The organism is Streptomyces sp. NPDC005805 (assembly GCF_040630445.1).
GTDB lineage: Bacteria > Actinomycetota > Actinomycetes > Streptomycetales > Streptomycetaceae > Streptomyces.
Genome location: NZ_JBEXXN010000079.1, coordinates 1 through 26,083, shown reverse-complemented (window position 1 = coordinate 26,083; position 26,083 = coordinate 1). Strand labels below are relative to the sequence as shown.

The 26,083-nt window shown below is 72.3% G+C and carries 24 protein-coding genes and 1 riboswitch; of the genes, 6 read left to right on the top strand and 18 right to left on the bottom strand.

What is annotated here, in order from left to right:
• Positions 1–166: 166 nt before the first annotated feature.
• From ABZ457_RS28855 to ABZ457_RS28840, 4 genes are all read right to left on the bottom strand, one after another.
• Positions 167–1,156, bottom strand: a complete 990-nt coding sequence (locus ABZ457_RS28855; RefSeq protein ID WP_359163397.1) for an EamA family transporter — start codon at positions 1,154–1,156, stop codon at positions 167–169.
• A 164-nt stretch (positions 1,157–1,320) separates the two neighbouring features.
• Positions 1,321–2,355 (bottom strand): EamA family transporter, encoded by a 1,035-nt coding sequence (locus ABZ457_RS28850; RefSeq protein ID WP_359163394.1) that lies wholly within the window; start codon positions 2,353–2,355, stop codon positions 1,321–1,323.
• A gap of 31 nt (positions 2,356–2,386) precedes the next feature.
• Complete coding sequence (locus tag ABZ457_RS28845; protein ID WP_359163391.1) at positions 2,387–2,950, bottom strand: Clp protease N-terminal domain-containing protein; 564 nt, start codon at positions 2,948–2,950, stop codon at positions 2,387–2,389.
• Positions 2,951–3,200: 250 nt separating this feature from the next.
• Complete coding sequence (locus ABZ457_RS28840; protein ID WP_359163388.1) at positions 3,201–3,818, bottom strand: PadR family transcriptional regulator; 618 nt, start codon at positions 3,816–3,818, stop codon at positions 3,201–3,203.
• 181 nt (positions 3,819–3,999) lie between these two features.
• Between ABZ457_RS28840 and ABZ457_RS28835 the strand changes: the two genes are divergently transcribed.
• Positions 4,000–4,821: a PhzF family phenazine biosynthesis protein gene (locus ABZ457_RS28835; RefSeq protein ID WP_359163385.1), complete on the top strand. Its 822-nt coding sequence runs from the start codon at positions 4,000–4,002 to the stop codon at positions 4,819–4,821.
• 40 nt (positions 4,822–4,861) lie between these two features.
• Here the strand turns inward: ABZ457_RS28835 and ABZ457_RS28830 are convergent, their stop codons facing one another.
• Complete coding sequence (locus ABZ457_RS28830) at positions 4,862–5,662, bottom strand: CPBP family intramembrane glutamic endopeptidase (RefSeq protein ID WP_359163382.1); 801 nt, start codon at positions 5,660–5,662, stop codon at positions 4,862–4,864.
• Positions 5,663–5,825: 163 nt separating this feature from the next.
• Here ABZ457_RS28830 and ABZ457_RS28825 point away from each other — a divergent pair, with 163 nt between their 5' ends.
• Positions 5,826–7,628, top strand: coding sequence for a substrate-binding domain-containing protein (locus ABZ457_RS28825; protein ID WP_359163379.1), 1,803 nt, complete (start codon positions 5,826–5,828; stop codon positions 7,626–7,628).
• Between the two features lie 72 nt (positions 7,629–7,700).
• Positions 7,701–7,940 carry a hypothetical protein gene (locus tag ABZ457_RS28820; protein ID WP_359163376.1) on the top strand — a complete coding sequence of 80 codons (240 nt, stop codon included), beginning with the start codon at positions 7,701–7,703 and terminating at the stop codon, positions 7,938–7,940.
• A gap of 88 nt (positions 7,941–8,028) precedes the next feature.
• Here ABZ457_RS28820 and ABZ457_RS28815 read toward each other — a convergent pair whose 3' ends face one another.
• Both ABZ457_RS28815 and ABZ457_RS28810 read right to left on the bottom strand, forming a co-directional pair.
• Positions 8,029–8,586: a dihydrofolate reductase family protein gene (locus ABZ457_RS28815; RefSeq protein WP_359163373.1), complete on the bottom strand. Its 558-nt coding sequence runs from the start codon at positions 8,584–8,586 to the stop codon at positions 8,029–8,031.
• A gap of 193 nt (positions 8,587–8,779) precedes the next feature.
• On the bottom strand, positions 8,780–10,306 hold the full coding sequence (locus tag ABZ457_RS28810; protein WP_359163370.1) for a glutamate--cysteine ligase: 1,527 nt from the start codon (positions 10,304–10,306) through the stop codon (positions 8,780–8,782).
• 488 nt (positions 10,307–10,794) lie between these two features.
• Between ABZ457_RS28810 and ABZ457_RS28805 the strand changes: the two genes are divergently transcribed.
• Complete coding sequence (locus tag ABZ457_RS28805; RefSeq protein WP_359163367.1) at positions 10,795–11,385, top strand: hypothetical protein; 591 nt, start codon at positions 10,795–10,797, stop codon at positions 11,383–11,385.
• A gap of 355 nt (positions 11,386–11,740) precedes the next feature.
• Positions 11,741–11,947, top strand: a complete 207-nt coding sequence (locus ABZ457_RS28800; RefSeq protein ID WP_018850193.1) for a DUF5999 family protein — start codon at positions 11,741–11,743, stop codon at positions 11,945–11,947.
• A 153-nt stretch (positions 11,948–12,100) separates the two neighbouring features.
• Here ABZ457_RS28800 and gcvP read toward each other — a convergent pair whose 3' ends face one another.
• The gene (gene gcvP / locus ABZ457_RS28795; protein WP_359163363.1) at positions 12,101–14,986 is read right to left on the bottom strand and encodes an aminomethyl-transferring glycine dehydrogenase; all 2,886 of its coding nucleotides are present in this window, start codon (positions 14,984–14,986) and stop codon (positions 12,101–12,103) included.
• Between the two features lie 179 nt (positions 14,987–15,165).
• Positions 15,166–15,265, bottom strand: a riboswitch (glycine riboswitch).
• 109 nt (positions 15,266–15,374) lie between these two features.
• Between gcvP and ABZ457_RS28790 the strand changes: the two genes are divergently transcribed.
• On the top strand, positions 15,375–15,752 hold the full coding sequence (locus tag ABZ457_RS28790; RefSeq protein ID WP_359163360.1) for a PRC-barrel domain-containing protein: 378 nt from the start codon (positions 15,375–15,377) through the stop codon (positions 15,750–15,752).
• Here the strand turns inward: ABZ457_RS28790 and ABZ457_RS28785 are convergent.
• From ABZ457_RS28785 to ABZ457_RS28740, 10 genes are all read right to left on the bottom strand, one after another.
• Positions 15,668–17,158: a DNA polymerase IV gene (locus ABZ457_RS28785; RefSeq protein ID WP_359163358.1), complete on the bottom strand. Its 1,491-nt coding sequence runs from the start codon at positions 17,156–17,158 to the stop codon at positions 15,668–15,670. The two genes, ABZ457_RS28790 and ABZ457_RS28785, sit on opposite strands and share 85 nt — an antisense overlap.
• A 91-nt stretch (positions 17,159–17,249) precedes the next feature.
• A complete protein-coding gene (locus tag ABZ457_RS28780) occupies positions 17,250–17,795 on the bottom strand; it encodes a MerR family transcriptional regulator (RefSeq protein ID WP_359163356.1) in 546 nt (181 codons plus the stop codon).
• A gap of 327 nt (positions 17,796–18,122) precedes the next feature.
• On the bottom strand, positions 18,123–18,596 hold the full coding sequence (locus ABZ457_RS28775) for a bifunctional nuclease family protein (protein ID WP_109294339.1): 474 nt from the start codon (positions 18,594–18,596) through the stop codon (positions 18,123–18,125).
• A 52-nt stretch (positions 18,597–18,648) separates the two neighbouring features.
• Positions 18,649–19,392, bottom strand: a complete 744-nt coding sequence (locus ABZ457_RS28770) for a MerR family transcriptional regulator (RefSeq protein ID WP_359163352.1) — start codon at positions 19,390–19,392, stop codon at positions 18,649–18,651.
• 44 nt (positions 19,393–19,436) lie between these two features.
• The gene (locus tag ABZ457_RS28765; protein WP_359163403.1) at positions 19,437–20,393 is read right to left on the bottom strand and encodes an FHA domain-containing protein; all 957 of its coding nucleotides are present in this window, start codon (positions 20,391–20,393) and stop codon (positions 19,437–19,439) included.
• A gap of 61 nt (positions 20,394–20,454) precedes the next feature.
• Entirely contained in the window at positions 20,455–21,303 is an 849-nt protein-coding gene (locus tag ABZ457_RS28760; RefSeq protein ID WP_359163400.1) for a DUF881 domain-containing protein, read from the bottom strand.
• A 5-nt stretch (positions 21,304–21,308) separates the two neighbouring features.
• The gene (locus ABZ457_RS28755; protein WP_003970459.1) at positions 21,309–21,641 is read right to left on the bottom strand and encodes a small basic family protein; all 333 of its coding nucleotides are present in this window, start codon (positions 21,639–21,641) and stop codon (positions 21,309–21,311) included.
• Positions 21,638–22,564, bottom strand: coding sequence for a DUF881 domain-containing protein (locus tag ABZ457_RS28750; RefSeq protein WP_359163349.1), 927 nt, complete (start codon positions 22,562–22,564; stop codon positions 21,638–21,640). The genes ABZ457_RS28755 and ABZ457_RS28750 overlap by 4 nt, the downstream gene beginning before the upstream one ends.
• Before the next feature lie 99 nt (positions 22,565–22,663).
• Complete coding sequence (locus ABZ457_RS28745) at positions 22,664–25,159, bottom strand: mannose-1-phosphate guanyltransferase (RefSeq protein ID WP_359163346.1); 2,496 nt, start codon at positions 25,157–25,159, stop codon at positions 22,664–22,666.
• 113 nt (positions 25,160–25,272) lie between these two features.
• Positions 25,273–25,881 (bottom strand): CDP-alcohol phosphatidyltransferase family protein, encoded by a 609-nt coding sequence (locus ABZ457_RS28740; RefSeq protein WP_359163343.1) that lies wholly within the window; start codon positions 25,879–25,881, stop codon positions 25,273–25,275.
• Positions 25,882–26,083: the final 202 nt, after the last annotated feature.

The following is a 26,083-nucleotide window of genomic DNA, read 5'->3' as shown; positions in this document are numbered from 1 at the left end:
AGCCGCACGGCCCCATCGAGACCGAAGCAGCCCGACGCCTCACCGAAGACCTCAACCACGAGTGATCAACGGCTTACCCAACACTTTCTGAGCCGGTCCGGCCTCGGACGCGCCCGAGCGGGGCCGGGACCCGGCCGCCCCCGGGGACCCGGACCCTCGGCCCGGACTACACCGGCGCCGGGGTGCGCCTGCGCGCCGCCGCGCCCCGCGCCTCCGCGGCGACCAGCCCACCGACCGCCGCCAGCAGCAGGACGGTCCCGCCGATGGTCGCGGCCGAGAGCCGCTCCCCGAGAAGCGTCACGGCGATGGCCGCCGCGCTGACCGGTTCGAGCAGCATGATCACGGAGACGGTCGCGGCCCGCACGGCCGCCGCCCCCGTGAAGTAGAGCGCGTACGCGAGGGCGGTGGGCACGGCCGCCACGTACACCAGCAGCCAGAGCACCCGCAGCGGATCGGCCGTGTGCGGCAGCAGCCCCTCGGCGGCGGCCAGGGGCAGCAGCCCGGCCGTGCCGATCGCGAACGCCCAGGCCGTGGTCGAGAGCGGGTCGCCGCCTCCGCCGTCGCGGCCGAGCCACCGGGTGAGCAGGGTGATCGCCGCGTAACCGGCGGCGGACAGCACGGCGAGGGCCACGCCCAGCGGCCGGACCGTACCGCCCTCTCCGCCGAGGACCAGCACCGCGAGCCCGGCCAGGGCGCCGCCCACTGCCAGGAGGCCGCCGCGGCCCAGGCGTTCGCCCATGGTGAGCCGGGCGCCGAGGGCGATGAGCACCGGTCCCGCGCCGAGGGTGACGACGGTCCCGACGGCGAGCCCGGTCGCCTCGACGGCGGCGAAGTAGGCGCTCTGGAACAGGGTCAGACCGGCACCGGTGCCGAGGACACGCAGCAGCCGGCGGCGGCGCGGCTCGGGCGCGGGCGCCCTGACGGCCCCGGGCGCCGGGCGCCCTCGCAGCCGGGCCCGCACGGCGAGGACCGGCAGCAGCAGGAGCAGGCCCCCGGCGCAGCGCCAGAACGAGAGGGACAGGGGGCCGAGGTCGCTCGCGGCGAACACCAGCGAGGCGGCGGCGCCGGCGGTACCCCAGGCGACACCGGCGAAGACGAGATAGACGAGGCTGCGGCCGACGGGCACACCGACGGGGGCAGCGGAGGATTGCGACACGTTTCTTCTCCGTGCGAGGAACAGGCGTTCAGGTCACTGGACTCCGGCACGCGGGCAGCGACGAACTACCCGGGGACGCCCCCGGGCCCGGTCCTCGTCGGAAGGACTGCCGCCCGCCTCAGGCGGCAGGAGGCGGAAGCACGGTCAAACGCATGATCGCCACCCTAGGCCGGGTCGCTCTTCGCGGACAACCCGCCCGCATGGACCTCCCGGCCCTCACCGCCCGCGAGGGCCGCCGAGGTCTCCGGGCCGCCCGCCGCCACCGGTCCGGACGGCGGCTTCGGCGCCTGGGAACGGGTCGCCTGGGACTGGGCGATGAACGCGCCCACCAGCACCACCGCCCCGCCCACGATCTGCGGCGCGGACAGGTGCTCGCCGAGCAGCACCCACGCGAGCACGGTGGCGATCACCGCCTCCAGACAGGCGACCACCCCGGCCACCTGCGGGGAGAGCCGGCGCACCGAGACGACCCCGGTGACATACGCGAGGACGGTCGCCACCAGCACGATCCAGCCGAGCAGCAGCGCCGCCGGGACCTCGGTCCCGTCCATCCCCGCGCCGCCCGCCAGCAGCGAGAAGTCCATGCCCCAGGGCCGCGCGACGACCGTGAGCACCAGCGCCCCGATCAGCAGCCCGTACGCGATCACACCGAGCGGGTCGGGCGCGTCCTCGGTGTCGCTGCCCTGGGCGGACAGGACGAAGTAGCCGACCTGGCAGCAGGCCGCCCCGAGCGCGAGCAGCAGGCCGAGCGGGTCGAAGCTCAGCCCGGCCCACACCTCGACGACGCAGGCGAGCCCCGCGACGGCGAGGACCACACCGACGGCGGCGGCCCGGGTGACCGGGCGGCGCTGCACGAAGCGGACCCAGCCGAGGACGAGCGCGGGGGCGAGGTACTCGATGAGGAGGGCGACACCGACGGGGATGCGGGAGATGGCGGCGAAGTAGCACGCCTGGACCCCGGCGACGGCCAGCAGTCCGAACCCGGCGAGCAGCGCGGGCCGGCGGCGCAGCAGATCGCGGTGGCGCCAGGCCACGGGCAGCATCACGAGCGCCGCGCCGGCCACTCGCAGCCAGACGACATGGAGCGGGTCGAGTCCCGCTTCGATCAGCGGCTTGGCCGCCACTCCCGAACCACCGAAGGCGAAGGCCGAGACCAGGGCGAGACCCAGGCCGGCGCTTCTCACCGAAGACGCGTGCATCGGGCCATGATGTCAGCGCGCGTCAGGAGCGTCACCCCGGTGACACATGTCGAGACGGGCTCGCGATCCGGTCCGCCAGCAGTTCGGCGTCGATACCGGCCCGGCGCAGGACCTCGGCCGCCCGGCAGTCGGGGTCGGCGGTCAGACAGGCGAGGACATCGGTCCCGGCGGCGCGCGTCTCACCGCGCCGCCCGGCCCGGGCGACCGCGCCGGTCAGCGCACTCGCGGCGGACGGGGACCAGCCGGGGGTACGGGCCGCGCGCCCGATCGCCCGCAGCGCCCCGGAGTCCTCGACGGAGCCGCGCCAGCGGAGCCCGTAGCCGATGCTGCGCTGCACCAGGTAGCCCAGCAGCCGGGCCAGTTGAGGGCCCTCGCCGACGGCGGCGCGCACGGCGGCGTCGGACTCCAGCAGGGAGTGCAGCAGATAGGCCGTGTCGATCTGGCCGTCCGCGTCGCGCAGCGCCCGCCGGCGCGCCCCGGCGACGACCGCCGCCAGCTCGTCGGTGAGCGCGGCGTCGGTCCCGGACGGGACACGGGCGGTCCCGGACGGGGCGGGGGCGGACGGATGGGCCGGACGCGGAACAGGGAGGTGCACATCCTCCACTTCATCAGCCCCGGACGCCCGGGGCGTCGCCGCACGGGAGCATTCGGGCATCCGACGAAGGGTGGGCGCACCCGCCCGGCCTCTCCTCCTTCCGGAGGACGGACAGCCCGCCGACACCCACACCATCGCGCCGCCGCGCGGTCCGGGCACACACGAAGGGGCCCGCGTCGTGCGGACCCCTTCCGCGGCGCCCCGGCGCCGGGCGGGCGGCGAACCGGCCCGCCGCTGACCCGCCACGGAGTCAGTGCTCGTCGGCGAGGATCAGGTACAGCTTCTTGCGCGCCTCGTTGATGACGGCGACGGCCTTGTCGCGCTGCTCCTTGTCGCCGGTCTTCCAGACCTGCCCGAAGGCTTCCATCAGCCCGAAGCCCGCCTGCCGGATCTCGTTGACGCTCTCCCAGTCGACGCCGCGCCCGGCGTCCTCCCAGGGCGCGTCCGGCCCGGACTCCGCCTCGGCGCGGCCGGCCTCGGTGAGGGTGAACAGCTTCTTGCCGCCCTCGCTGGCGCTGATGATCAGCCCCTCGTCCTCCAGCAGCTGGAGGGTCGGGTAGACCGAGCCGGGGCTGGGCTTCCACGCCCCGCCGCTGCGCTCGCCGATCTCCTGGATCATCTCGTAGCCGTGCATCGGCCGGTCGGCGAGCAGCGCCAGGATCGAGGCGCGCACATCACCGCGCCGCGCCCGCCCCCGGCCGCCTCCGCGACCGCGCCCGCCGCCGAACGGCCCGCCGAAGGGAGGCCCGAACGACCCGAAGGCCGCGCGCCGCTCCTCCCGCTCGCCGCCCCGGCCGTACTGCCCGGGCCCGCAGTGCCCGCGACCGGGGCCGGGGCCTTGCTCGTGTTCGTGTCCATGGGAACGCATGATGCATCTCCTTCTATCGTTGATCTGTCGTGATGCGTCAACGATATATCGGAATGCATCGCATGACAAGGCCGACCGCTACACCGCCGGCTCGCCACCCCGCGCTTCCGACCCGCGAATCAGGCCGCCGGACGCGGATTGGCCTTGTCCCCCGGGCCCGCGCGGGCCCTACCGTCGCCGTATGCGGATTCGTATCGTCGACGCCTTCGCCGACCGCCCCTTCACCGGAAACCCCGCCGGGGTCCTGCTCCTGGACGCCGGGCCGTTCCCCGACGACGCCTGGCTCCAGAGCGTCGCCGCCGAGGTCAACCTCTCGGAGACCGCCTTCGCCCACCCGCTGACCGGGGACGCGGAGGCGGACTACGCGCTCCGCTGGTTCACCCCGGCCGCCGAGGTCGGCATGTGCGGGCACGCCACCCTCGCCACCGCTCACGTCCTGCACACCGCCGGACTCGCGGCCGGTGCCGTGCGCTTCCGGGCGCGCTGCGGGATCCTCGGCGCCGAGGTCCACCCGGACGGCACGCTCGCCCTCGACTTCCCCACCTCACCGCTGCTGCCGGTGACGCCTCCCGCGGGGCTCGCCGAGGCGCTGGGCACCGAGCCCCTGAGCGTCCACGACACCGGCGAGCACATCGGCGACCTGCTGGTGGAGCTCGCGGACGAGCGCACGGTCCGCGCGCTGAAGCCGGACCTGCCGGCCCTCGCCGCCCTCTCCGACCGGGGCGTCATCGCCACCGCCGCCGCGGACCAGGCCGGGAGCGGCCACGACTACGTCTCGCGCTGCTTCTTCCCCCGCCTCGGCATCGACGAGGACCCGGTGACGGGCAGCGCCCACACCGCGCTCGCCCCGTTCTGGTCCGCGCGCCTCGGCAGCCCCCGCCTCACCGGCCTTCAGGCGTCCGCGCGGTCGGGCACGGTACGCACCGAACTGCGCGGCGACCGCACCCTGCTGACCGGCCGCGCCGTCACCGTCGTCGACGGCGAACTCCTCACCGCCCCCTGACCGCCGCCGACGCCGTGCCGCACCGGCGCCGGCCCGCGCGCTACGGCGTCGGCAGCCAGTCCACCCGCCCCGCGAGCAGCCCGTACCCCACGAACGCCACGATGTCGAGCAGCGCGTGCGCCGCCACCAGCGGCCCGACCCTGCCCCACCGCCGGTACAGCAGCACGAAGACGACGCCCATCACCATGTTCCCGATGAACCCGCCGATCCCCTGGTAGAGGTGGTACGTGCCGCGCAGCACCGAACTGGCCGCCAGCGCGGCCATCGGCGACCAGCCCAACTGGTCGAGCCTGCGCAGCAGATAGCCGACCACGATCACCTCCTCGACCACCGAGTTCTGCACGGCGGACAGGATCAGCACCGGGTACTTCCACCACACGTCCGGCAGGGACTCCGGAACGACGGTGAGGTTGAAGCCCGTTGCCCGCGCGACGAGGTAGAACGCCAGTCCCGCGCTGCCGATGCCGGCCGCGACGAGCGTCCCCCGCCCCAGATCCGACCACGGCCGCCGAAGGTCGAAGCCGATGGCGCCGACCCCCGCCCGCTCCCGGATCAGCAGATGCGCGACGAGCGCGACCGGCACCAGCGCCGTGGCCACGCCGAAGAGCTGCCAGGCGAGATCGAGCCACGGACGGCCGGGCGCGTAGGAGCTGTTGAGGTTGGCCGCCTGGTCCTTGAGACCACCCGGCCTGGTCAGTGCCCCGGTGAAGCTGATCAGCGAGGACACCGCGCTGGCACCCAGCGACAGGGCGAGGACGAGCAGCAGCTCGGACCGCAGGATCTTCCGCGGCAGCACCTCCCCGGGCAACGAACCGGCCACGCCTCCGGCCTCCGTCTGCACACCAGCCTCCAGTTCGGTAATCCGCCCTCGTATACGTGCCGACCCCGCTAGGGTCTCGACAGCACGTACGAAGATCGCGCGCGACAGGCCGGGGGACCCACGTCATCCCGCTGATGACGCGGGTCCTTTTCCTTGCAGACCGCACAAGGAGGGGCACCACCGCATGGGACGTCACAGCTTGCCCGATGCCGGGACGGCCGAGGGAGCCGGGCCCCGGACACGCACCCGCCGGCGGACCGTGGTGACGGCCGCCTCGCTGGCGGTCGCCGTCGCCGCCGGCACGGGGACGGCCCTGCAGACCGGGCTGCTGTCGTTCCCCGACGCGTGCGCGGACAACGCGGTCGGCATCGACGTGGCCGTCTCCCCCGACATCGCCCCGACCGTCCGCGCCGTCGCCGAGCAGGCCCGCGCCGACGGGGTCAGATCCGACGGCCAGTGCCTGCGGGTGAACGTGGTGGCGCGGGAGAACCACGAGGTGGCGGAGCTGCTCACCACCGGCTCCAACAGCCCCGGGTACGAGGTGTGGCTGCCCGACTCCTCCGTCTGGGCCGAGCGCACCGGCGCCTCCGGCGGGGGCGTCCCGCTCACCCCGGCGGGCAGCGTGGCCACCTCGCCCGTGACGCTCGCCGTGGTGCCGACCGCGGGCGAGCAACTGGGCTGGCCGCGCTCCACCTACACCTGGTCCGGTCTCACGGCGGCCGCCGCCGAGGCGGGGGACATACGCGTCGGCGCCGGCGACCCGGCGGTGAGCGCCACCGGACTTCTCGCCCTGGCCCAGGTCTCCGCCTCCGTCCGGCGGGACGAGAAGGCGCCGGACACCGCGGTCGCCGCCACGGCCAAGGAGCTGTCCCAGCACGTCGCGCCGAGCGACACCGCGGCCACGGCGAGCCTCGCCCGCGCCGACTCGGGCGAGGCGGCCGGCGACCCGTCCCGCAACCAGGCGGTGTTCCTCTCCGAACAGGCGGCCTTCGCCCACAACTCCGCGTCCGGCGACGACGCCTTCGACGTCCGCCTCTTCTACCCCTCGGACGCCCCGGCGGTTCTGGACTACCCGTACCAGCTCGTCGACGAGACCGAGCTGAGCACCGACGAGAGCCGGGCCGCGACCCGTTTCGCCGCCCTCCTCGGGGAGCCGCCGGCACGGCGCGCCCTGGCGCGCGCGGGGTTCCGTCCGCCCGACCAGGCGGCGGGCGCGGACCTGGTGCGCACCGCGGGCGGCGCGGAGCCCCAGCCCTTCGGGCCCGAGGCGGGCCCCGCCGAACCGCTGGCCTCGGAGGTCCTCCAGCAGACCCTGGGCATGTGGACGATCACCGTCCAGAGCGCCCGGCTCACCACGGTGGTCGACATCTCCGGCTCGATGCAGACAGCGGTACCGGGCCGGGGCGCGCAGTCGCGCATCGATGTGACCCGCAAGGCCCTGCGGCAGGCGCTGACCCAGTTCGGCCCGGAGGACGAGATCGGGCTGTGGGAGTTCGCCACCAACCTGGACGGCGACAAGGACTACCGGGAACTGGTCCCCACCGACCCCCTGGGCCCTCCGGGACGCCCCGACACCCAGCGCGCCCGCCTCGCCACGGCCTTCGACGCCCTGACCCCGGTGCCCAACGGCTCCACGGGCCTGTACGACACCACCCTCGCGGTGTTCCGCAAGGCCCAGGACACCTACGTCACGGACAAGTTCAACGCCCTCGTCGTCCTCACCGACGGCTCCGACCAGGACCGCGTCGGCATCACCCGCAGCGCCCTGATCGCCGAACTGGCCCGCCTCCACGACCCGAACGCCCCCGTCCCGCTGATCGCCGTGGCGATCGGCCCCGAGGCGGACCTCGATGAACTCAACGAACTCGCCGACGCGACCGGCGGCGCCGGCTACCAGGTGAGCGACCCCGCCGAGATCGAGTCCGTGATCCTCCAGGCGATCATGGCGGTGGCCGAGAAGGAACGCGCGGCCCAGGGCGGCCAGTGAGCCCCGCCCGCGCGCTGTGCGTCAGGCGGGTGACCGGGCGTGCCGACCTCCTCGTACGCTCGTTTCCCGGGTATGAAGAAGATCATCACCCTCGCCGCCCTGGCCCTCGCCGGTGCCGCCGTCGCCACTCCCGCCCACGCCGACAACGACTCCAACTTCGGTGGCGGCGTCAATGCCGCGAACAACTGGAACTTCACCGCCGCCGCCGTATGCCTGCAGGAAGTCGCCGTCGTCCCCGTCCTGGGCGACTACGTCAGCGACCACGCCAACAACTGCTCCAACGGCAACGTCATCGACCACTCGGGCCGCTAGACTTCTGGATCACGAGGCGACCGCCGGTCCGCGCACCGGCGGTCGCCTCCGCCGTCCGGCGCGTCGCGGGTGCTGCCGACGGGGTTCCTCAGCGGGTCCGGTAGTGCGCGTGGATCAGGCCGCCGGCGAAGGCGCGTTCCTCGACCAGTTCGAGGTCGAGGCGCACGCCGTCGGGGAAGAACCGCTTGCCGCCGCCGACGACGCTGGTGGTGATGAAGAGGTGGTACTCGTCCACCAGGCCGGCCGCGATCGCCTGGGCCGCGAGGTTCGGGCCGTCGACGGTGAGGTCGGCCTCGGACTCGGCCTTGAGCCTCCGCACCGCGTCCGGGTCGAAGGAGCGCTCGATCCTGGTCTTCGCGCTGGACACCGACTCCAGCGTCGTGGAGTACACGACCTTCTCCGCGGCCTGCCAGTCGCGGGCGTACTGCAGGATGTGCGGTGGCTGGCCCGGCTCGGTGTGCGCGGTCTCCCAGTAGACCATCGTCTCGTACATCCGCCGCCCGTAGAGGTATGTGCCGACGGGGCGGAAGAGGTCGCCGATGAAGGTGTGCACCTCCGGGTCCTCGGCCCCGGTGCCGAGATCGCCCTCCGCCGCCTCGGCGTAGCCGTCGAGCGAGGTGATCATCGAGTAGATCAGCTTGGCCATGAGTGCCTCCGGGTGCGAGCGGCGTCGGTCCGCCGGTGGTCCTGCCAACTGTGACCTCCGCGGGACCCGGCACTCATCGATCGGCGGGCCCGTACACGGATTCGGCGCCGGCGCACCGCCGTCACCAGGACCGCCCCGGCGAGGAGTGCCGCGCCCGCCGCCCCTGCCACGGCGTAGACGGCGGCGCCGGGCGTCAGCCCGCGGCCGCCCTGCCGCCCTGCCCCGGGAACCCGACGGGCCAGGTGTGCACCGGCTCGCCCTCCCGCATCAGCTCCGTGTACCGCCGGGTGGTGGCCGCGAGCGCCGCCTCCCGTTCCAGCCCGGCCTCCAGCGCGCGGTGGAAGGTGTCCGCCTGCCAGGAGGCCCCGTTCACCCGGCGCTTGCAGCGCTGCTCGATGACCCCGAGGTAGCGGTCCCGGTCGGCCGGCTCGATGTTCCAGGCGTCCAGGCCCGCCGCCGCGAGCGGCAGCAGTTCGTCGCGTACCAGCTTGACGACCGGGACGGTGGTGACCCCGCCGCTCCGGCCCGGCCGGGGCCACAGGATCTCGGCGTCGATCCCGTGGCGGCAGGCGTTCTCGAAGTTCTCGTGCGCGGCCTCGAACGGCAGCCTGGTCCACACGGGCCGCGCCTCCTCGGCGAGGGCGCGCACCAGGCCGTAGTAGAAGGCGGCGTTGGCGATGACGTCGGTGACCGTGGGGCCGGCCGGCAGCACCCGGTTCTCCACCCGGAGGTGCGGTACGCCGTCCACGACGCCGTACACCGGCCGGTTCCAGCGGTAGACCGTGCCGTTGAGCAGGACGAGCTCCTTGAGCTGCGGCACTCCCCCGTCGTCCAGGACCCGCAGCGGGTCCTCGTCGTCGCAGATGGGCAGCAGCGCGGGGAAGTAGCGCAGGTTCTCCTCGAAGAGGTCGTGGGCCGAGTCGATCCAGCGCTCGCCGAACCAGGTCCGCGGGCGCACGCCCTGCGCCTGGAGTTCGGGCGGCCGGGTGTCGGTGGCCTGCTGGAAGAGCGGCGGCCGGGACTCGCGCCACAGCTCCCTGCCGAACAGGAAGGGGGAGTTCGCCCCGACGGCGACCTGGATCGCGGCCACCGCCTGGGCCGCGTTCCACACATCGGCGAAACGGTTGGGCGTCACCTGGAGGTGCAACTGCACGGAGGTGCAGGCCGCTTCGGGCGCGATGGAGGAGGAGGTGGCCGTCAGCCGCTCGACACCGGCGATGTCGAGGGTGAAGTCCTCCCCGCGCGCGGCCACGATCTGGTCGTTGAGCAGGGTGTAGCGGTCCACGTCGGAGAGGTTCGCGGTGACCAGGTCGTGCTGCTTCAGCGTCGGCAGGATTCCGATCATCACAATCCCGGCACCGGCCTCCCCGGCTTTCCGGTCGGCATAGGCGAGACCGGTCCGCATCTCCTCCGCGAGCTGGTCGAGCACATGCCCGTCCAACCGGTGCGGGACGATGTTCACTTCGAGATTGAACATCCCCAGCTCGGTCTGGAAATCCGGACTGGCGATACGGGAGAGCACTTCGGCATTCATCATCCGCGGCATTCCGTCCGTACCCGCGAGATTCAGCTCTATCTCCAGCCCCATGAGATTCCTGGGCCGGTCGAACCTCTTCTCCGCCAGGAGCCTGTCCAGCGCCTCCAGGCACTGCTGCACCTTGCGCCGGTACCGTTGCCGATCGGACAGGTCGAACCCGCCTGCCACGACCTTCTCCCCCATCGGGCGTCCCTCCTCGCTCGGGCGGCCACACGGCGGGGCCGCCCGTGTCACGGACGATAATGCCCAGACTCTTTGATCCGTAACGCCCCGGAGCCCGGCTCGCTCCGGATAGGCTGGAGTCAGTACCCACGGGGCACATTCATCCGGCACCTTCCCCGGGCCGAAGCCGGGGGCATTTTCCGGGGCGAGCCGGTGGTGAGAATCACCGACCGGATTCGGCCGACCGCGAGATCGGAGAATCCGCAGGCCGAGCGGGCGGCGACGGCGTGAACGCCATGAAAAGCGCGCTTCCGGAGGTCCGGTATTCGCCTTGCCGGAAATATGCGCGTCGGGTAGCGGAAACATCGCGTGAACACAGGTCGTATAAACTCCCGAACGGGCCGACAGTCGGCGCCCGGCGGTCTTCCGGCCCCGCGCGGCCCCCATGCCGACAGTGCCGTCCGCACCTCCCCGCATCACCGTGTCTCCAGAGCGAGAGGCGACCCACCATGGCCCTCCATGTCCCCGCGGCCCCCGCGCCCGCCCTGCGCAGCGTTCTCACTGCACTCGGATCGCCCACGGCCGTCCGTGAGGCCCCGACCCCCGCTCTGCGGTCCGTCCAGGGACCGCTCGGCGCCGAACTGCCGCTGCCCGTCCATGTCCTGGACCGGGTGGTGCCCAGCGGCGGGGCCCCGGTCACCCGGCTCGCCGGCTGGCGCTTCCACATCCGCAGCGGCGGCCGCGCCGTGGCGGCCGCGGACACCGTACTGACGCCCGACGGCTGGGCGTTCTCCCACTTCTTCGAAGGGCCCTATCTCGCCTCCACCGAACTCGCCCTGCGCCAGGCCGAATCCGCGGGCGCCCACGGGCAGGCGCGGCTGCTGTCCGTCCCCGAGCTGTACATGCTCACCCTCTGGCTGCACGCGGACACCGGCGCCGACGCCGGCGCGGGCACCCTGCTGCCCACCGACGTCCTCGTCCCGCTGGCGCCCGCCCCGCCGGGCATCGCCCCGAACCGGCCGCACCCGGCCGCCGATCTGCTGCCGCTGATGAACCTGCGGCTCGGCCCGCGCCCCCTGCTGGACACCCCCGCCGCCTGACCCGGCGCGCGCCGCGCACCCGCACCGCGACGCGCCCCGCACGTCCCGCGCACGCTCCCTGAGCACCCTGTACGCCCCGCGACGACACCGTCGCGGGGCGTATGCGCGTCCGAGGGGTGGCCCACACGGACTAGCCCCTTGGTGTCATGCCGAACCCCCCGAATGGACGGGCGGGTTGGGCTGAACCGCCCTGGCGGGTGATGCGTCATGAATCAGTAGGAAGAGCTGCTGTGAAATCCCTGCGGACAGACGTCCGGAGGGGAACACTGGGACCGGACCGACAGATCGGGGGGCGGCCATGAACAGCTCATCGAGCCGCAGGACACTCACCACATCGCAGCGAAAGAACCCATCCATGTGCCAGCACCAGCCAGCCTGCCCGACATCCGACTCCGCCGACCGTGAGGCGGCCCGCCTGGTGGCCCACCACCCGGAGCAGGGCTGGAGCCTGCTGTGCAACGGCGTCCTCCTCTTCGAGGACACCGGGGAACTGCTGCCGGACGGACAGATCATCGCCCCGCACCGGCCGCTCGGCGCCGGTCAGGTGGCGACCGCCGCGTAACCGTCCAGCGGGCGGTAACCGTCCAGCGGGCGGCGGAACGAAGGGCCGGTACGGAGACTCACGCCTCCGCACCGGCCCCGATGCGTTCCGGGCCCCTGCCGGGACCGGTCACCCGCCGGGCGCGGCACCCGGCCGGGCGCCGCGCGTCATCCGTCAGGCGTCGTACTCGTCCAGCGGCGGGCAGGAGCAGACCAGGTTGCGGTCGCCGAACGCGCCGTCGATCCGGCGGACCGGCGGCCAGTACTTGTCGGCGGCGCTCACCCCGGCCGGGAAGACGGCCTCGTCACGGCCGTACGCGTGCTCCCACTCCCCGCCGAGCGCGGCGGCGGTGTGCGGGGCGTTGCTCAGCGGGTTGTCGTCGGCGGGCCAGACCCCGGTGGCGACCTTCTCGATCTCGGCGCGGATCGCGATCATCGTGTCGCAGAAGCGGTCCAGCTCCGCCAGGTCCTCGCTCTCGGTGGGCTCGATCATCAGCGTGCCGGCCACCGGGAAGGACATCGTCGGCGCGTGGAAGCCGTAGTCGATCAGGCGCTTGGCGATGTCGTCGACGCTGACGCCGGTCGCCTTCGACAGCGGGCGCAGGTCGATGATGCACTCGTGCGCGACCAGCCCGCCCGGGCCCGTGTAGAGCACCGGGTAGTGCGGCTCCAGACGCTTGGCCACGTAGTTGGCGGCCAGCACGGCGACCTGGGTGGCCCGCTTCAGGCCCTCGCCGCCCATCAGGCGGACGTACGCCCAGGAGATCGGCAGGATGCCCGCGGAACCCCACGGCGCGGCCGAGATCGGCCCGACACCGGTCTCGGGGCCGGCCGTCGGCTGGAGCGGGTGGTTCGGCAGGTACGGCGCCAGGTGGGCGCGGACGCCGACCGGGCCGACGCCGGGGCCGCCGCCGCCGTGCGGGATGCAGAAGGTCTTGTGCAGGTTCAGGTGGGAGACGTCGCCGCCGAACCGGCCCGGCTTGGCGAGGCCGACCAGCGCGTTGAGGTTGGCGCCGTCCACGTAGACCTGGCCGCCGGCGTCGTGCACCTGGGCGCAGATGTCGGCGACGTGCTCCTCGAACACGCCGTGCGTGGACGGGTAGGTGATCATCAGCACGGACAGCTCGTCGCGGTACTGCCCGATCTTGGCCCGCAGGTCCTCGACGTCGATCTCGCCGTCGTCGGAGGTCTTGACGACCACGACCTTCATCCCGGCCATCACGGCGCTGGCCGCGTTGGTGCCGTGCGCGGAGGACGGGATCAGACAGACCGTGCGCTGCTCGTCGCCGTTGGCCCGGTGGTAGGCGCGGACCGCGAGCAGACCGGCCAGCTCGCCCTGGGAGCCGGCGTTCGGCTGGATGGAGACCTTGTCGTAGCCGGTGACCTCGGCGAGACGCTCCTCCAGCTCGGTGATGAGGGTGAGGTAGCCGCCCGCCTGCTCGACCGGGGCGAAGGGGTGCATCTGGCCGAACTCGGGCCAGGTGACCGGCTCCATCTCGGTGGTCGCGTTCAGCTTCATGGTGCAGGAGCCGAGCGGGATCATGCCCCGGTCCAGCGCGTAGTCCCGGTCGGCGAGGCGGCGCAGGTAGCGCAGCATCGCGGTCTCGGAGCGGTACTGGTGGAAGACCGGGTGCGTCAGGTACTCGTCGGTGCGCCGCAGGGACGCGGGCAGCGCGTCCGTTCCGGCGGCGTCCAGTGCCTCCGCGTCGGCCTCGACGCCGAAGGCGGCCCACACGGCGGCGAGCTGCGCCCGGCCGGTGGTCTCGTCGCAGGCGGCGGAGACCTGGTCGGCGTCGACCCGGCGCAGGTTGACGCCGTTCTCGCGGGCGGCGGCGACCACGTCGTCGGCCCGGCCCGGCACCCGCAGGGTGATCGTGTCGAAGAAGCTGTCGTGGACGACCTCGACACCGCCCGCCCGCAGGCCGTCCGCGAGGAGGGTCGCGTAGCGGTGGGTGCGCTCGGCGACGGCCCGCAGGCCCTCCGGGCCGTGGTAGACCGCGTACATGCCGGCCATCACGGCGAGCAGGACCTGCGCGGTGCAGATGTTGCTGGTGGCCTTCTCGCGGCGGATGTGCTGCTCACGGGTCTGGAGCGCGAGGCGGTACGCCTTGTTGCCGTCCGCGTCCACGGAGACGCCGACCAGGCGGCCGGGCAGGGAGCGGGCGTAGGTGTCGCGCACCGCCATGTAGCCGGCGTGCGGGCCGCCGAAGCCCATGGGGACGCCGAAGCGCTGGGTGGTGCCGACGGCGATGTCCGCGCCCAGCTCGCCGGGCGAGGTGAGCAGGGTGAGCGCCAGCAGGTCGGCGCCGACGGTGACGATCGCGCCCAGCTCGTGGGCCCGGTCGACGAGCGGCTTGAGGTCCCGCACCGCGCCGGAGGCGCCCGGGTACTGGAGGAGCACGCCGAAGACACCGCGCTCGGCGATCTCGGCGGGGATGCCCTCGGACAGGTCGGCGACGACGACCTCGACCCCGGTGGGCTCGGCGCGCGTCTCGATCACCGCGATCGTCTGCGGCAGGGTGTCGGCGTCGACGAGGAAGACGCCCTTCTTGACCTTGCCCACGCGCCGGGCGAGCGCCATGGCCTCGGCGGCGGCGGTGCCCTCGTCCAGCAGGGAGGCGCCGGAGGTCGGCAGCCCGGTGAGGTCGGCGACCACGGTCTGGAAGTTGAGCAGCGCCTCCAGCCGGCCCTGCGAGATCTCCGGCTGGTACGGCGTGTACGCGGTGTACCAGGCGGGGTTCTCCATGACGTTCCGCAGGATGACCGGCGGGGTGAAGGTGCCGTAGTAGCCGAGGCCGATCATGGGCGCGAGGACGCGGTTGCGCTCGGCGAGGTCGCGCAGCTCGGCGAGGACCTCGGCCTCGGTGCGCGCCTCGGGCAGGTTCAGCGCCTCGGCGCTCTTGATCACGTCCGGGACCGCGGCGCCGGTCAGCTCGTCGAGGGAGCCGAAGCCCACCTGCGCCAGCATCTTGGCCTGCGCGGCGGCGTCGGGCCCGATGTGGCGCCGCTCGAACGGGGTACCGCGCTCGAGCTCCGACAGCGGGATGCGGTTGACGGTCATGTGGGAGGCCTCCTGGTCCGTAACGACCTGCGAGGGGCATCACGACGCGGATGCCCGGACGGCCTCCCCCTCTGTCATCTCGACCTGAGAGCTTCACCGGGGCACGCGGAACGTGCTCCGGCTTTCACCGTCGGTGAGAGCGGATGCCGTCCGACGCCCGCTCTGCTTTCCAGAGTGACCTCGTCCGCGCGGTACAGGGGCCTGAGAGATTCCGGGGAGGATTTGCTCCTTCGGCGCCGCCGGCGGGGTTTCACCGGTGGACTCTCCCGCGCGGGGTCAACAGCCGCTGCCAGGGTACCAGCGCCGCCCGCGGGTCCCCCGAGTGGCCGACACCCGGGATGTGGCCTTTCGTAGTGACAGGAGAGCAGCTGCGACCACTGGAGGGACCGTGCAGACCGACATCGATCCGCGCAGCCTGATCGGCCGCAAGGCGTTCGACCGCGACGGCAACAAGATCGGCACCGTCGACGAGGTGTACCTGGACGACGCCACCGGCGTCCCTGAGTGGGCCGCCGTCCGTACGGGCCTCTTCAGCAGGGACGCGTTCGTCCCCCTGGAACCGAGCGAGATCGTGGACAACGCGCTCCATGTCCCCTTCGAGCGCTCCCTGATCAAGGACGCCCCGGACTTCGGGGTGGGGCGGCATCTCTCCCCCGAGCAGGAGCTCCAGCTCTACCACCACTACGGTCTGGATCTGGCCGCCCCGCCGCCCGCGCCCGCCTCGGGTGACAGGTCGTTCGGCCGGGTCGCCGGCCAGGAGGACTGACCCGCCGCGGCGGACCGCTCCGGCCCGTCCGCGCCCACCAGCGGCAGCGGTTCGGACGGGCTCAGATCCTCGTCGTCCACCCGGAAGGTGCGCACCCTGCCGGGCGGCGAGCCGGGCTGTTCGAAGCGGACGGTGACCCGGCCCACGCCGCTCCCCTGCACCCAGCCGGGCCCGTACACGGCGTGCCGGACGTCCTGCCCGGCCGACCAGCGGCGTGCGGGGTGCGGTTCCGCGGCGGCCTCCGCCCGGGGCCCCGGCTCCTCGGCGTCCGCCGCGGCCGCCTCCGCCTCTCCCGCCGGCTCCGGTGCGGCGGGATCGCCGGCCGCGGCGGCGGTGGCCGCCTGGGCGAACAGGTCCTCCTGGGTGTAGTCGGCGAGACCCGAGACCCCGACGCCGAGCAGCCGCACCCCGCCCGTGGTGTCCACCGACTCCAGCAGCCGCCCGGCCGCCTCCCGTACCACGGCGGGGTCGTCGGTCGGGCCGCGCAGGGTCTCTGAGCGGGTCAGGGTGGAGAAGTCGTAGCGGCGGACCTTGAGCACGATGGTGCGCCCGGAGTGGCCGCCCGCCCGCAGCCGCCGGACGCACCGCTCGGCGAGCCGGTCGACCTCCGTGCGCACCCGCACCCGGTCGTGGAGATCGGTGTCGAAGGTGTCCTCCACGGAGACCGACTTGGCGTCCCGTTCGGCGACCACGGGACGGTCGTCGTGCCCGAGGGCCATCCGGTACAGCGCGGTCCCGTGCGCCCGGCCGAGCAGCCGCACGAGCTCGTCCTCACCGGCCTCGGCGAGGTGCGCCACGGTCGTCATCCCGGCCCGCCGCAGATGCTCCCCGGTGGCCGGGCCGACCCCGGGCAGCACCCGGACGCTCATCGGCGCGAGGCGGTCCCGTTCGGTACCGGGCTCCATCAACACCAGCCCGTCGGGCTTGGCCTGCTCGGAGGCGATCTTGGCGAGCATCTTGGACCCGGCCAGCCCGACCGAGCCGGTCAGTCCGGTGGCCGTGCGGATGTCCTCGCGCAGCCGGACGCCCGCCGCGCGTGCGGCGGCCGAGGTGGCGGGCGTGCCCCCGGCCTCCAGGTCGACGAAGGCCTCGTCGAGGCTGAGCGGCTCGACCAGCGGCGACAGCCGCCCGAGGAGTTCCATCACCCGGTCGCTGACCGCGCGGTACAGGGTGAAGCGGGGGACGAGGTAGGCCGCGTTCGGCGCGAGGCGCCGGGCCTGGGCCATCGGCATCGCCGAGTGCACCCCGAAGCGCCGCGCCTCGTACGACGCGGTGGCGACCACACCCCGCGGGCCGAGGCCCCCGACGACCACGGCCTTGCCGCGCAACGAGGGCTTCGCCGCCTGCTCGGCTGCGGCGTAGAAGGCATCCATGTCCAGATGCAGGATCGTCGGCGCGGACCTCACACCACCGATGCTGCACCACACCACTGACAACGGCGCCGCACGCCGCCCCGGCGCGCTCCACGCGGAACGCGCCGGGGGCGGCGGGGCGGTGTCAGACGGCGCGGTCGCGCCGGCGCCGGGCCAGTTCGTCCGAGGGGTTGTTCCCGACCAGGGTCTCGCCGGTGTCCACGCGCTCGCCGTGGAGCTGCGAGAGGGCCGTCTCCACGTCCTGCCAGACGACGCCCACGGCGATCCCGAAGACCCCCTGGCCGCCCTGGAGGAGGCCCACGACCTCGTCGGGCGAGGAGCACTCGTAGACCGTGGCGCCGTCGCTCATCAGCGTCATGCGCTCCAGGTCCCGGAAGCCGCGCTGCTGAAGATGCTGCACCGCCGCGCGGATGTTCTGGAGGGCGACGCCCGTGTCCAGGAACCGCTTGACGATCTTCAGGACGACGACGTCCCGGAAGCTGTAGAGCCGCTGTGTGCCCGAGCCGTAGGCGGCCCGCACGCTGGGCTCGACCAGCCCCGTGCGCGCCCAGTAGTCGAGCTGCCGGTAGGTGATGCCCGCCGCCGCGCACGCGGTCGGACCCCGGTAACCGATGGTGTCCGTCGACGTGGCGGCCGTGCCGCTGTGCAGCGGATACGGCCCGCCTTCCACCGGACTGATCCCGGGGCCGCCCCCAGCCGTACTGTCGCCGCTGCTTCTCACGCCGACCTCCGTCCTTGACCTGCCACCTCGAAGGTAGGGAGTCACCAGGGGCGCGTCAACGATCGCCACACTCGGCACGCCGAGTGATAATCACCCTGAGGGTGGTTTCTCGTGCCCTGTTGCCGGGTAAAGCTAACCGAATGCGCTGAACACGACACGCGATCATCACTGCCTGTCGACGTTACCCACCGTTACCCGCCGTCACCGTCACGGTTGGTGATCACATCCCGCCGGAGGGGCCCGCCGACGCACCGGTAGGACCGGTGCGGGAGACGGTCACTGGTTGCTGCTGCCGAAGTCCTCGGGGGAGATCTGGTCGAGGAACTCGCGGAACTTCTCCACCTCGTCCTCCTGCTCGTCGGGGATCGCGATCCCCGCGTCGTCCAGCACACCGTCACTGCCGTAGATCGGCGTCCCGGTGCGCAGGGCCAGAGCTATGGCGTCCGACGGGCGGGCACTGACCTCGACCCCGCTCGCGAAGACCAGCTCGGCGTAAAAGACACCCTCGCGCAGGTCCGTAATGCGGACCTCGGTGAGCTCCTGGCCCACGGCCTCCAGGACGTCCTTGAAGAGGTCGTGCGTCAGCGGCCTGGCAGGGGCCATGCCCTGCTGGGCGAAGGCGATCGCGGTCGCCTCACCGGGACCGATCCAGATGGGGAGGTACCGGTCGCCTCCCACTTCGCGCAGGAGAACGATCGGCTGGTTCGAGGGCATTTCGACCCGGACACCCACAACGTCGAGCTCGTTCACACAGCAACCCTAGGACGTGCGCGAGGTGTTTGGGTAGTCGGGCCGGGCCCGGTCAGGTCGAACGGGTCCCCAGAGCGCTTCTCACCAGGGCCGCGTGCAGCCGCACGGACAGCGCCGCCAGCTCCTTGGTGGTGGCCTCGGCATGGGCCCGGGTCTGCGGATTGCGGTGCCGGCGCAGGGGGGCGACGACCTGTTCCACCAGGCCCGCGTCCCGTTCGGCGGAGGCCCGCATGGCGCGCAGATGCCGCGGCTCCAGCCCGAACCGCCCGAGATCCGCGACCAGCCGGGCGACGGTGATCGCCTCGGTGTCGTAGGAACCCTGCTCATCGGGCGTGACCAGGCCGTACGCCTCCCACTCGGCCAGCTCGCCCTCGGTGATCTCGGCGGCCGCCAGCAGCTCGGCACGGCCCAGCCTGCGGACCGTGGGCTCCTCCGCCCCCGGCTCCCAGCCGCCCTCGGTGCCGTCGCCCGGGGAGCCCTGCGCGGGAAGCTGGACCTGCTCGCCCCGCTCCAGGGCGTCGAGCTGCTCCCGGATGACCCGCAGGGGAAGGTAGTGGTCCCGCTGCATCCGCAGCACGAGCGCCAGGCGCTCCACGTCCTGCGGACTGAACTTCCGGTACCCGGACGGCGACCGGCTGGGCTCGACGAGCCCCTCGGCCTCCAGGAACCGGATCTTGGAGATGGTCACCTCCGGGAACTCGTCCCGCAGGCGTGTCAGCACCGCTCCGATGCTCATCGGCCGGTCGCCCGGTCCGGCGGTGCCGTGACCGGCACCGCCCGTCGGTGTGCGCAACATGGAACCTTCCCCTGGGGTCCCCCCGGGCATCGCCCGGGGGCGGGTCAGACGCCCCGCTGGCTCGCGTAGAACACCAGCCGGTACTTGCCGATCTGGACCTCGTCGCCGTTCGCGAGGACCACCGAGTCGATCCGCTCACGGTTGACGTAGGTGCCGTTGAGGCTGCCGACGTCGGAGACGGTGAAGCTGCCGTCCTGGCCGCGCCGGAACTCCACATGGCGGCGGGAGACGGTCACGTCGTCCAGGAAGATGTCGCTCTGCGGATGGCGCCCGGCCGTGGTCAGCTCGCCGTCGAGGAGGAAGCGGCTGCCCGAGTTGGGGCCGCGGCGCACCACGAGGAGAGCGGAGCCGAGCGGCAGCGCGTCCACCGCGGCCTGGGCCTCCGGGGACAGCGAGGGAAGGGCGGTCTGGCCCGTCACCTCGGAGTCGTACGCCTCGATGCCGGAGATGGAGATCGTCGAGGTGGTCTCCGAGGCGCGCTCGGCGGGAGCACCGCCGCGCAGCGGCGCACCGCAGTTGGAGCAGAACCGGCCGGCCTCGGTGTTCCGGTGGCCGCACCTCGTACAAACCGGCAAGCCCGCCATGGACGGATCCTCCTGCCGCGGCTGGCCCGCGTGCGGGTTGGTCGCATACGGGTCCTGGGCAAACCCTCCACCCGTACTTGATGGTTCCCCGAAACCTATGCGGCCGGCACCGGCAGGGTCAACAGCCGACGCGCCCGGTCCGCCCGAATTGTCGCCACCGGCGACCTCGTCGCGGAACAGCGGGCGCTCGCCGCCCTGCTCCTCGTTCTGACCGTGACGCGGAGCGCGGTGGCGGGCGTTGCCCTCCTCGCGCGCGCTCTTGCCGAACAACTTCCCAAACAACTTCACGGGCGTTTCCCCTTGACCGAAATAGACCCGCCCGTGGGGCAGGACGACCCATCCACGAACACACCTGCCGACCCGGACACCCTCACAACGTCCGTGACCACCTGACAGTTTCCACCACGCACCGCCAATCCCGTGCGCCGCCCCCCTGCACTCTCCTGCCCTGGCCCGGCAGCCCCCATGTCCCCCCGCTTCACCTCGATGACGACCGAGCGTAGTCAGGCCGCTCCGCCGGTCGCAAGGCGTCGACAATGATCTTCTCCGAACGAGCCACAGTAGCCGTGGCCTGCTCCTTCTCCAACGTCTGCACGACACCGCCCGGGATGTTCAGCGCCGGCTCCAGGTCCTGCGGCTTCCCGATGACCTTGAACGTGTACGGCGCGGAGATCCGCTTGCCGTCCACCTCCACCTCGCCCGCGCTGCCCGAGAAGTACGTGTCGGCCACCACCCGGATCTCGTTCACCTGGATCGCCTCGGCGCCCGCCGCCCGCAGCTCCTGGATGGTGTCCAGCAGCATGTCCGGCTCGACCGCCGCCGCGGACCCGGCGATGGTGAGCGTGATCCCCGGCCCCTGGGCCGCGACCGTGCCCGCCAGGATGCCGAGCTGCTGCTCCTTCTGGAGCGTCTGCTTGCGCGCCTCCTCGGCCTGGTCCGAGCTGTTCTCCAGCTCGGTGCGCTGCTCCTCCAGACGCTGCTTCTCGTCCTGGAGGCGCTGGGTGCGGTTGTCCAGCTCGTCCAGGATGCGCACCAGGTCCTCCTGCCGGGCGCCGCGCAGCGCGCTCTCCTCGCTGTTGGAGCGCACCTGGATCGCCAGGCCGAGCCCCAGCACGAACAGCAGCAGCGCCACGATGAGTTGGGCCCGGGTCACCCTCGGCGGCCACAGGGCCGCGCCCAGGCGCTGCCGGCCGCTGGGACCGTCCGGCTTCTCCTCCGGCGCGCCGGTGCCGGGCTCGTCCTCGGGCGGGGGCGCCATCGGCGGCAGCGGCTCGCGCTTCGGCTGGGCGGCACCGCCCTGCGGCACGTCCTCGTTCTCGTTGGCCATGTGCGTCACGCCCGGAAGACATGGCGGCGGATGGCCGCCGCGTTGGAGAAGATCCTGATGCCCAGGACGACGACCACACCCGTCGACAGCTGGGCGCCGACGCCGAGTTTGTCGCCGAGGAAGACGATCAGCGCGGCCACGACCACGTTCGAGAGGAACGACACCACGAAGACCTTGTCCACGAAGATCCCGTCCAGCATGGCGCGCAGCCCGCCGAACACCGCGTCCAGGGCGGCCACGACCGCGATCGGCAGGTAGGGCTCGACCACGGCCGGCACCTCCGGCCGGACCAGCAGGCCGACCACGACTCCCACGACGAGGCCCAGTACGGCGATCACGATGCGTCCTTCTCTGTGTCGGCCGCCCCCGGCCCGTCGCCGTCCCCGGCGTCGGCGGTCCTCGGCTCTGCTGTACGTACGATCAGGCTCGGCGCGGCCGGCAGCCGTACCGTCTCCTCCTCCGAGAGACGGGTGCGGATGCCGTAGTCCTCCCGGAGCACGTCCAGGTACTGGCCGTCGACGCTGTCCCGGAAGGAGCTCGCGAGGTCCTTGGCGTCCCCCACCGCGAGCACGGTGTACGGGGGGACCAGCGGCCGGTTGTCGACCAGTATGGCGTCGCCCGCCGCACGGATGGCCGACAGGGAGGTCAGCCGCTGCCCGTTGATGGCGATCGCCTCCGCGCCCGACTCCCACAGCCCGTTCACGACCCGCTGCATATCGCGGTCGCGCACCCGCCCGGTGTCGGAGAAGCCGCTGCTCTCGCGGGGCCCGTCACCGCTCTGGTCGGTGCCCTTGGCGTCGTCGACGACGAGCTTGACACCCGGGCCCTCGACCGGGGTGGCGCCGGCCAGCAGGCCGACTACCTCCGTCCGCTCCCCGCCCTCGTCGCTGAGCGCCTTGCGCTGGCGTTCCTGCACATCGTCGCGGAGGGACTCGACATCGCGCTGGAGGGCGTCGACCGCACCGGTCTGCGCCTGGACGCGGTCGATCAGGTCCTCGCGTTCCTTGGCGAGCACCGGCGCCGAGATCCGCGCCTCGGCCGCCCCGACGGTGACGACCACGGCCGCCAGCACCAGGCCCGCGGCGAGGCCGAGCTTGGCCCGCAGGGTCCGCGGCAGTCCGCCGTTCTCGGCTCTGCGCGCGGCGGCCTCGGCGTATCCGTCGTCGAGGCTGTGCTCCATGACGTTGGTCAGCAGCGACATGGACGCGTCGGGGCGCGCAGACGGAGAACCGGTGCTCCGAACGGGGGGCGGCTGCGACATGCCGCACATCGTCGCATGTCGCAGCCGCTACCACCGAATGGCCCCACCGTTTCCGCCCCGGCCCGCGAGCGCGGGCCGGGGGGACGGCGGGCCGCTCCGTCAGTTCCCGGCGCTGTCCACCACCGCGGCCCACTCGTCGAGCAGGGCCTGCGCGGAGGCGTCGTCGGGGCCCTCGGCCCACAGATGGGTGACGGCCTCGGCGGGGTCGGGCAGAACCATCACCCAGCGCCCGTCGGCCTCCACCACCCGCACACCGTCCGTGGTGTCGACGTGCCGGTCCCCGGCGGCCTCCACGACCCGCCGCATCACCAGGCCCTTGACGGCCCACGGCGTGGCCAGGTCCCGCTTGAGGACATGGGCGCGCGGGATACGGGCGTCGATCTGGCTCAGCGTGAGCTGGGTCCGCGCCACGAGCCCGACGAGCCGGACGAAGGCCGCGGCGCCGTCGAAGACCGAGCTGAACTCGGGGACGATGAACCCGCCGCGCCCGTCGCCGCCGAAGATGGTGGTGTCCTCGCGGCCGACCCTGGTCAGGTCGTCGGGCGAGGTCGTCGTCCACTCCACCTGGGTGCCGTGGTAGGCGGCCACCTGCTCGGCGATCCGCGTGGTGGTCACCGGCAGGGCGACCCGGCCGCTGCGCCGCTCGGCCGCGACGAGGTCCAGCAGCACCAGCAGGGCCCGGTCGTCCTCCACGATCCGGCCGCGCTCGTCCACCAGGGACAGGCGCTCGCCGACCGGGTCGAAACGCACACCGAACGCTGCCCGCGCCGAGGCCACGATCTCTCCGAGCCGCACCAGCCCGGAACGCCGCCCGTCCGCCGTCTCCGTGGGACGGGACTCGTCGAGGCCCGGGTTGATGGTCAGGGCGTCCACGCCGAGCCGGCCGAGCAGGCTCGGCAGAACGAGGCCCGCACTGCCGTTGGACGCGTCGATGACGACCTTCAGTCCGGACTCGGCGATACCGGTGATGTCCACGTTCCGCAGCAGGGAGCCGGTGTACGAGTCGAAGACGCTGGACGGAAAGTGCAGGTCACCGATCTCGCCGGGGAACGCGCGCCGGTACTCCTGCCGCGCGTACACCCGGTCCAGCTTGCGCTGCCCGCCGGCGGAGAGGTCGGCGCCGCGTTCGTCGAAGAACATGATGTCCACGGAGTCCGGGACACCCGGCGAGGTGCGGATCATGATGCCGCCCGCGCTGCCCCGCGCGGTCTGCTGCCGTGCCACGGGCAGCGGCACGTTCTCCAGGTCGCGTACGTCGATCGCGCTCGCCTGCAGCGCAGAGATCACCGCTCGCTTCAGCGCCCGCGCACCACGGGAGTGGTCGCGCGCGGTGGTGACGGTGGCCCCCTTCTTGAGGGTGGTCGCATAGGCGCCGGCCAGTCTGACGACCACTTCGGGCGTGATCTCGACGTTGAGGATGCCGGTGACGCCCCGCGCCCCGAAGAGATGCGCCTGCCCGCGCGACTCCCAGATGACCGAGGTATTGACGAAGGCGCCGGCCTCGATCGTCTTGAACGGGTAGACCCGGACATTGCCCTGGACGATCGACTCCTCGCCGATCAGGCACTCGTCACCGATGACCGCCCCGTCCTCGATCCGGGCCGCCCGCATGATGTCGGTGTTCTTCCCGATGACGCAGCCGCGCAGATTGCTCTGCTGCCCGACGTACACATTGTCGTGCACCACGGCCCGATGAAGGAACGCACCCGATTTCACGACCACGTTGGACCCGATCACGGTGTGCTCGCGGATCTCCGCGCCGGGTTCGACCTTGGCGTAGTCACCGATGTACGCCGGTCCGCGCAGCACGGCGTCGGGGTGCACGTCGGCGCCCTCGGCGACCCAGACGCCCGGGGAGATCTCGAAGCCGTCGATGTCGACGTCGACCTTCCGCTCCAGGACGTCCGCCTGCGCCTTCACATAGCTCTCGTGCGTACCGACGTCCTCCCAGTAGCCCTCGGCGACATAGCCGAAGATCGGCTTGCCCTCCTTCATGAGCTGCGGGAACACATCGCCGGACCAGTCCACGGGAACGTCGGGCTCGACGTAGTCGAAGACTTCCGGCTCCATCACATAGATGCCGGTGTTCACGGTGTCCGAGAAGACCTGCCCCCAGGTCGGCTTCTCCAGGAACCGCTCGACCTTGCCCTCCTCGTCGACAATCGTGATGCCGAATTCCAAGGGGTTGGGCACACGTGTCAGGCATACCGTGACCAGAGCGCCCTTCTCCTTGTGAAAGGCGATGAGGTCGGTCAGGTCGAAGTCCGTGAGAGCATCTCCGGAAATGACGAGAAAGGCGTCGTCCTTCAGCGCCTCCTCGGCATTCTTCACACTCCCCGCGGTGCCGAGTGGCTTCTCCTCATTGGCATAGGTGAGCTCCATTCCGAGCTCTTCGCCGTCACCGAAGTAGTTCCTGACGAGTGAGGCGAGAAACTGCACGGTGACCACGGTCTCGGTGAGCCCGTGCCGCTTGAGCAGCCGCAGCACATGCTCCATGATCGGCCGGTTGGCGACCGGCAGGAGAGGCTTGGGCATGCTCGAGGTCATGGGGCGAAGCCGGGTGCCTTCGCCACCAGCCATCACGACGGCCTTCATGTCGGAAGCGTCCTCCTTGGAGAGATGACGGTTGAGCCGACTTCACCCCTCCGGAGAGACCCTGTGGTGGCATCCGCGGCCGGCGACTCTGCACGGCCACGCGTCGACGGGGGTCAATCGGCCACTGCGTCCGCCTTGACGAGGCGGCGGACCTGGACCACATAGAGGATCCCTGCCCACCAATACAGAGTTGTACCCCATCCGGCGAACGCCCATCCGAAAATCGCCGCCAGTGACGCAAGCCAGCCCGTTCCGTCACTCAGGAGCAGCAAGGGGAAGGCATACATGAGGTTGAAGGTCGCGGCCTTCCCCAGGAAGTTGACCTGCGGGGGCGGATAACCGTGCCGGCGGAGGATCCCGACCATCACCAGGAGCATCAGTTCCCGGGCGAGAAGAGCGGCCGTCAGCCAGAGCGGAAGAATCTCGCGCCAGGTGAGACCGACGAGAGTCGACAGGATGTACAGCCGGTCCGCGGCGGGGTCGAGGATACGCCCGAGACTGCTGATCTGGTTCCAGCGACGCGCGAGCTTTCCGTCGAGGTAGTCGCTGACGCCGCTGAGCATCAGCACGAGCAGCGCCCAGCCGTCGGCCTTCGGCCCGCCGAACTCGGGCAGGAGGATGAGCCACAGGAACAGCGGCACGCCGAGAAGACGCGCCATGCTGAGAATGTTGGGGATGGTGAGCACCCGGTCCGTCTGAACGCGGGTCTCCTGGACCTCCACCCGAGGGCCTCCTGTGCGGAACTGTGTCGACGATGCTCCCCGACCTTACCCGCCGCCGGCCGGGGTCCTGGCACGGGGGTCCTGGGGTGGGGAAGGAGTCCCGGGCTCGGAAATGCAGAAAGGCCCCGGAACTGTGTTCCGGGGCCTTCTGACAAAAATTGTTCGGCGGTGTCCTACTCTCCCACAGGGTCCCCCCTGCAGT

Bases quoted from the DNA above. Each gene is read 5' to 3' on its own strand.
- ABZ457_RS28835 (WP_359163385.1), top strand. From the start codon at position 4,000: ATGCGGATTCGTATCGTCGACGCCTTCGCCGACCGCCCCTTCACCGGA.
- ABZ457_RS28825 (WP_359163379.1), top strand. From the start codon at position 5,826: ATGGGACGTCACAGCTTGCCCGATGCCGGGACGGCCGAGGGAGCCGGG.
- ABZ457_RS28800 (WP_018850193.1), top strand. From the start codon at position 11,741: ATGTGCCAGCACCAGCCAGCCTGCCCGACATCCGACTCCGCCGACCGT.
- gcvP (WP_359163363.1), bottom strand. From the start codon at position 14,986: ATGACCGTCAACCGCATCCCGCTGTCGGAGCTCGAGCGCGGTACCCCG.
- ABZ457_RS28805 (WP_359163367.1), top strand. From the start codon at position 10,795: ATGGCCCTCCATGTCCCCGCGGCCCCCGCGCCCGCCCTGCGCAGCGTT.
- ABZ457_RS28815 (WP_359163373.1), bottom strand. From the start codon at position 8,586: ATGGCCAAGCTGATCTACTCGATGATCACCTCGCTCGACGGCTACGCC.
- ABZ457_RS28820 (WP_359163376.1), top strand. From the start codon at position 7,701: ATGAAGAAGATCATCACCCTCGCCGCCCTGGCCCTCGCCGGTGCCGCC.
- ABZ457_RS28810 (WP_359163370.1), bottom strand. From the start codon at position 10,306: ATGGGGGAGAAGGTCGTGGCAGGCGGGTTCGACCTGTCCGATCGGCAA.
- ABZ457_RS28850 (WP_359163394.1), bottom strand. From the start codon at position 2,355: ATGCACGCGTCTTCGGTGAGAAGCGCCGGCCTGGGTCTCGCCCTGGTC.
- ABZ457_RS28770 (WP_359163352.1), bottom strand. From the start codon at position 19,392: ATGTTGCGCACACCGACGGGCGGTGCCGGTCACGGCACCGCCGGACCG.
- ABZ457_RS28760 (WP_359163400.1), bottom strand. From the start codon at position 21,303: ATGGCCAACGAGAACGAGGACGTGCCGCAGGGCGGTGCCGCCCAGCCG.
- ABZ457_RS28840 (WP_359163388.1), bottom strand. From the start codon at position 3,818: ATGCGTTCCCATGGACACGAACACGAGCAAGGCCCCGGCCCCGGTCGC.
- ABZ457_RS28750 (WP_359163349.1), bottom strand. From the start codon at position 22,564: ATGTCGCAGCCGCCCCCCGTTCGGAGCACCGGTTCTCCGTCTGCGCGC.
- ABZ457_RS28745 (WP_359163346.1), bottom strand. From the start codon at position 25,159: ATGAAGGCCGTCGTGATGGCTGGTGGCGAAGGCACCCGGCTTCGCCCC.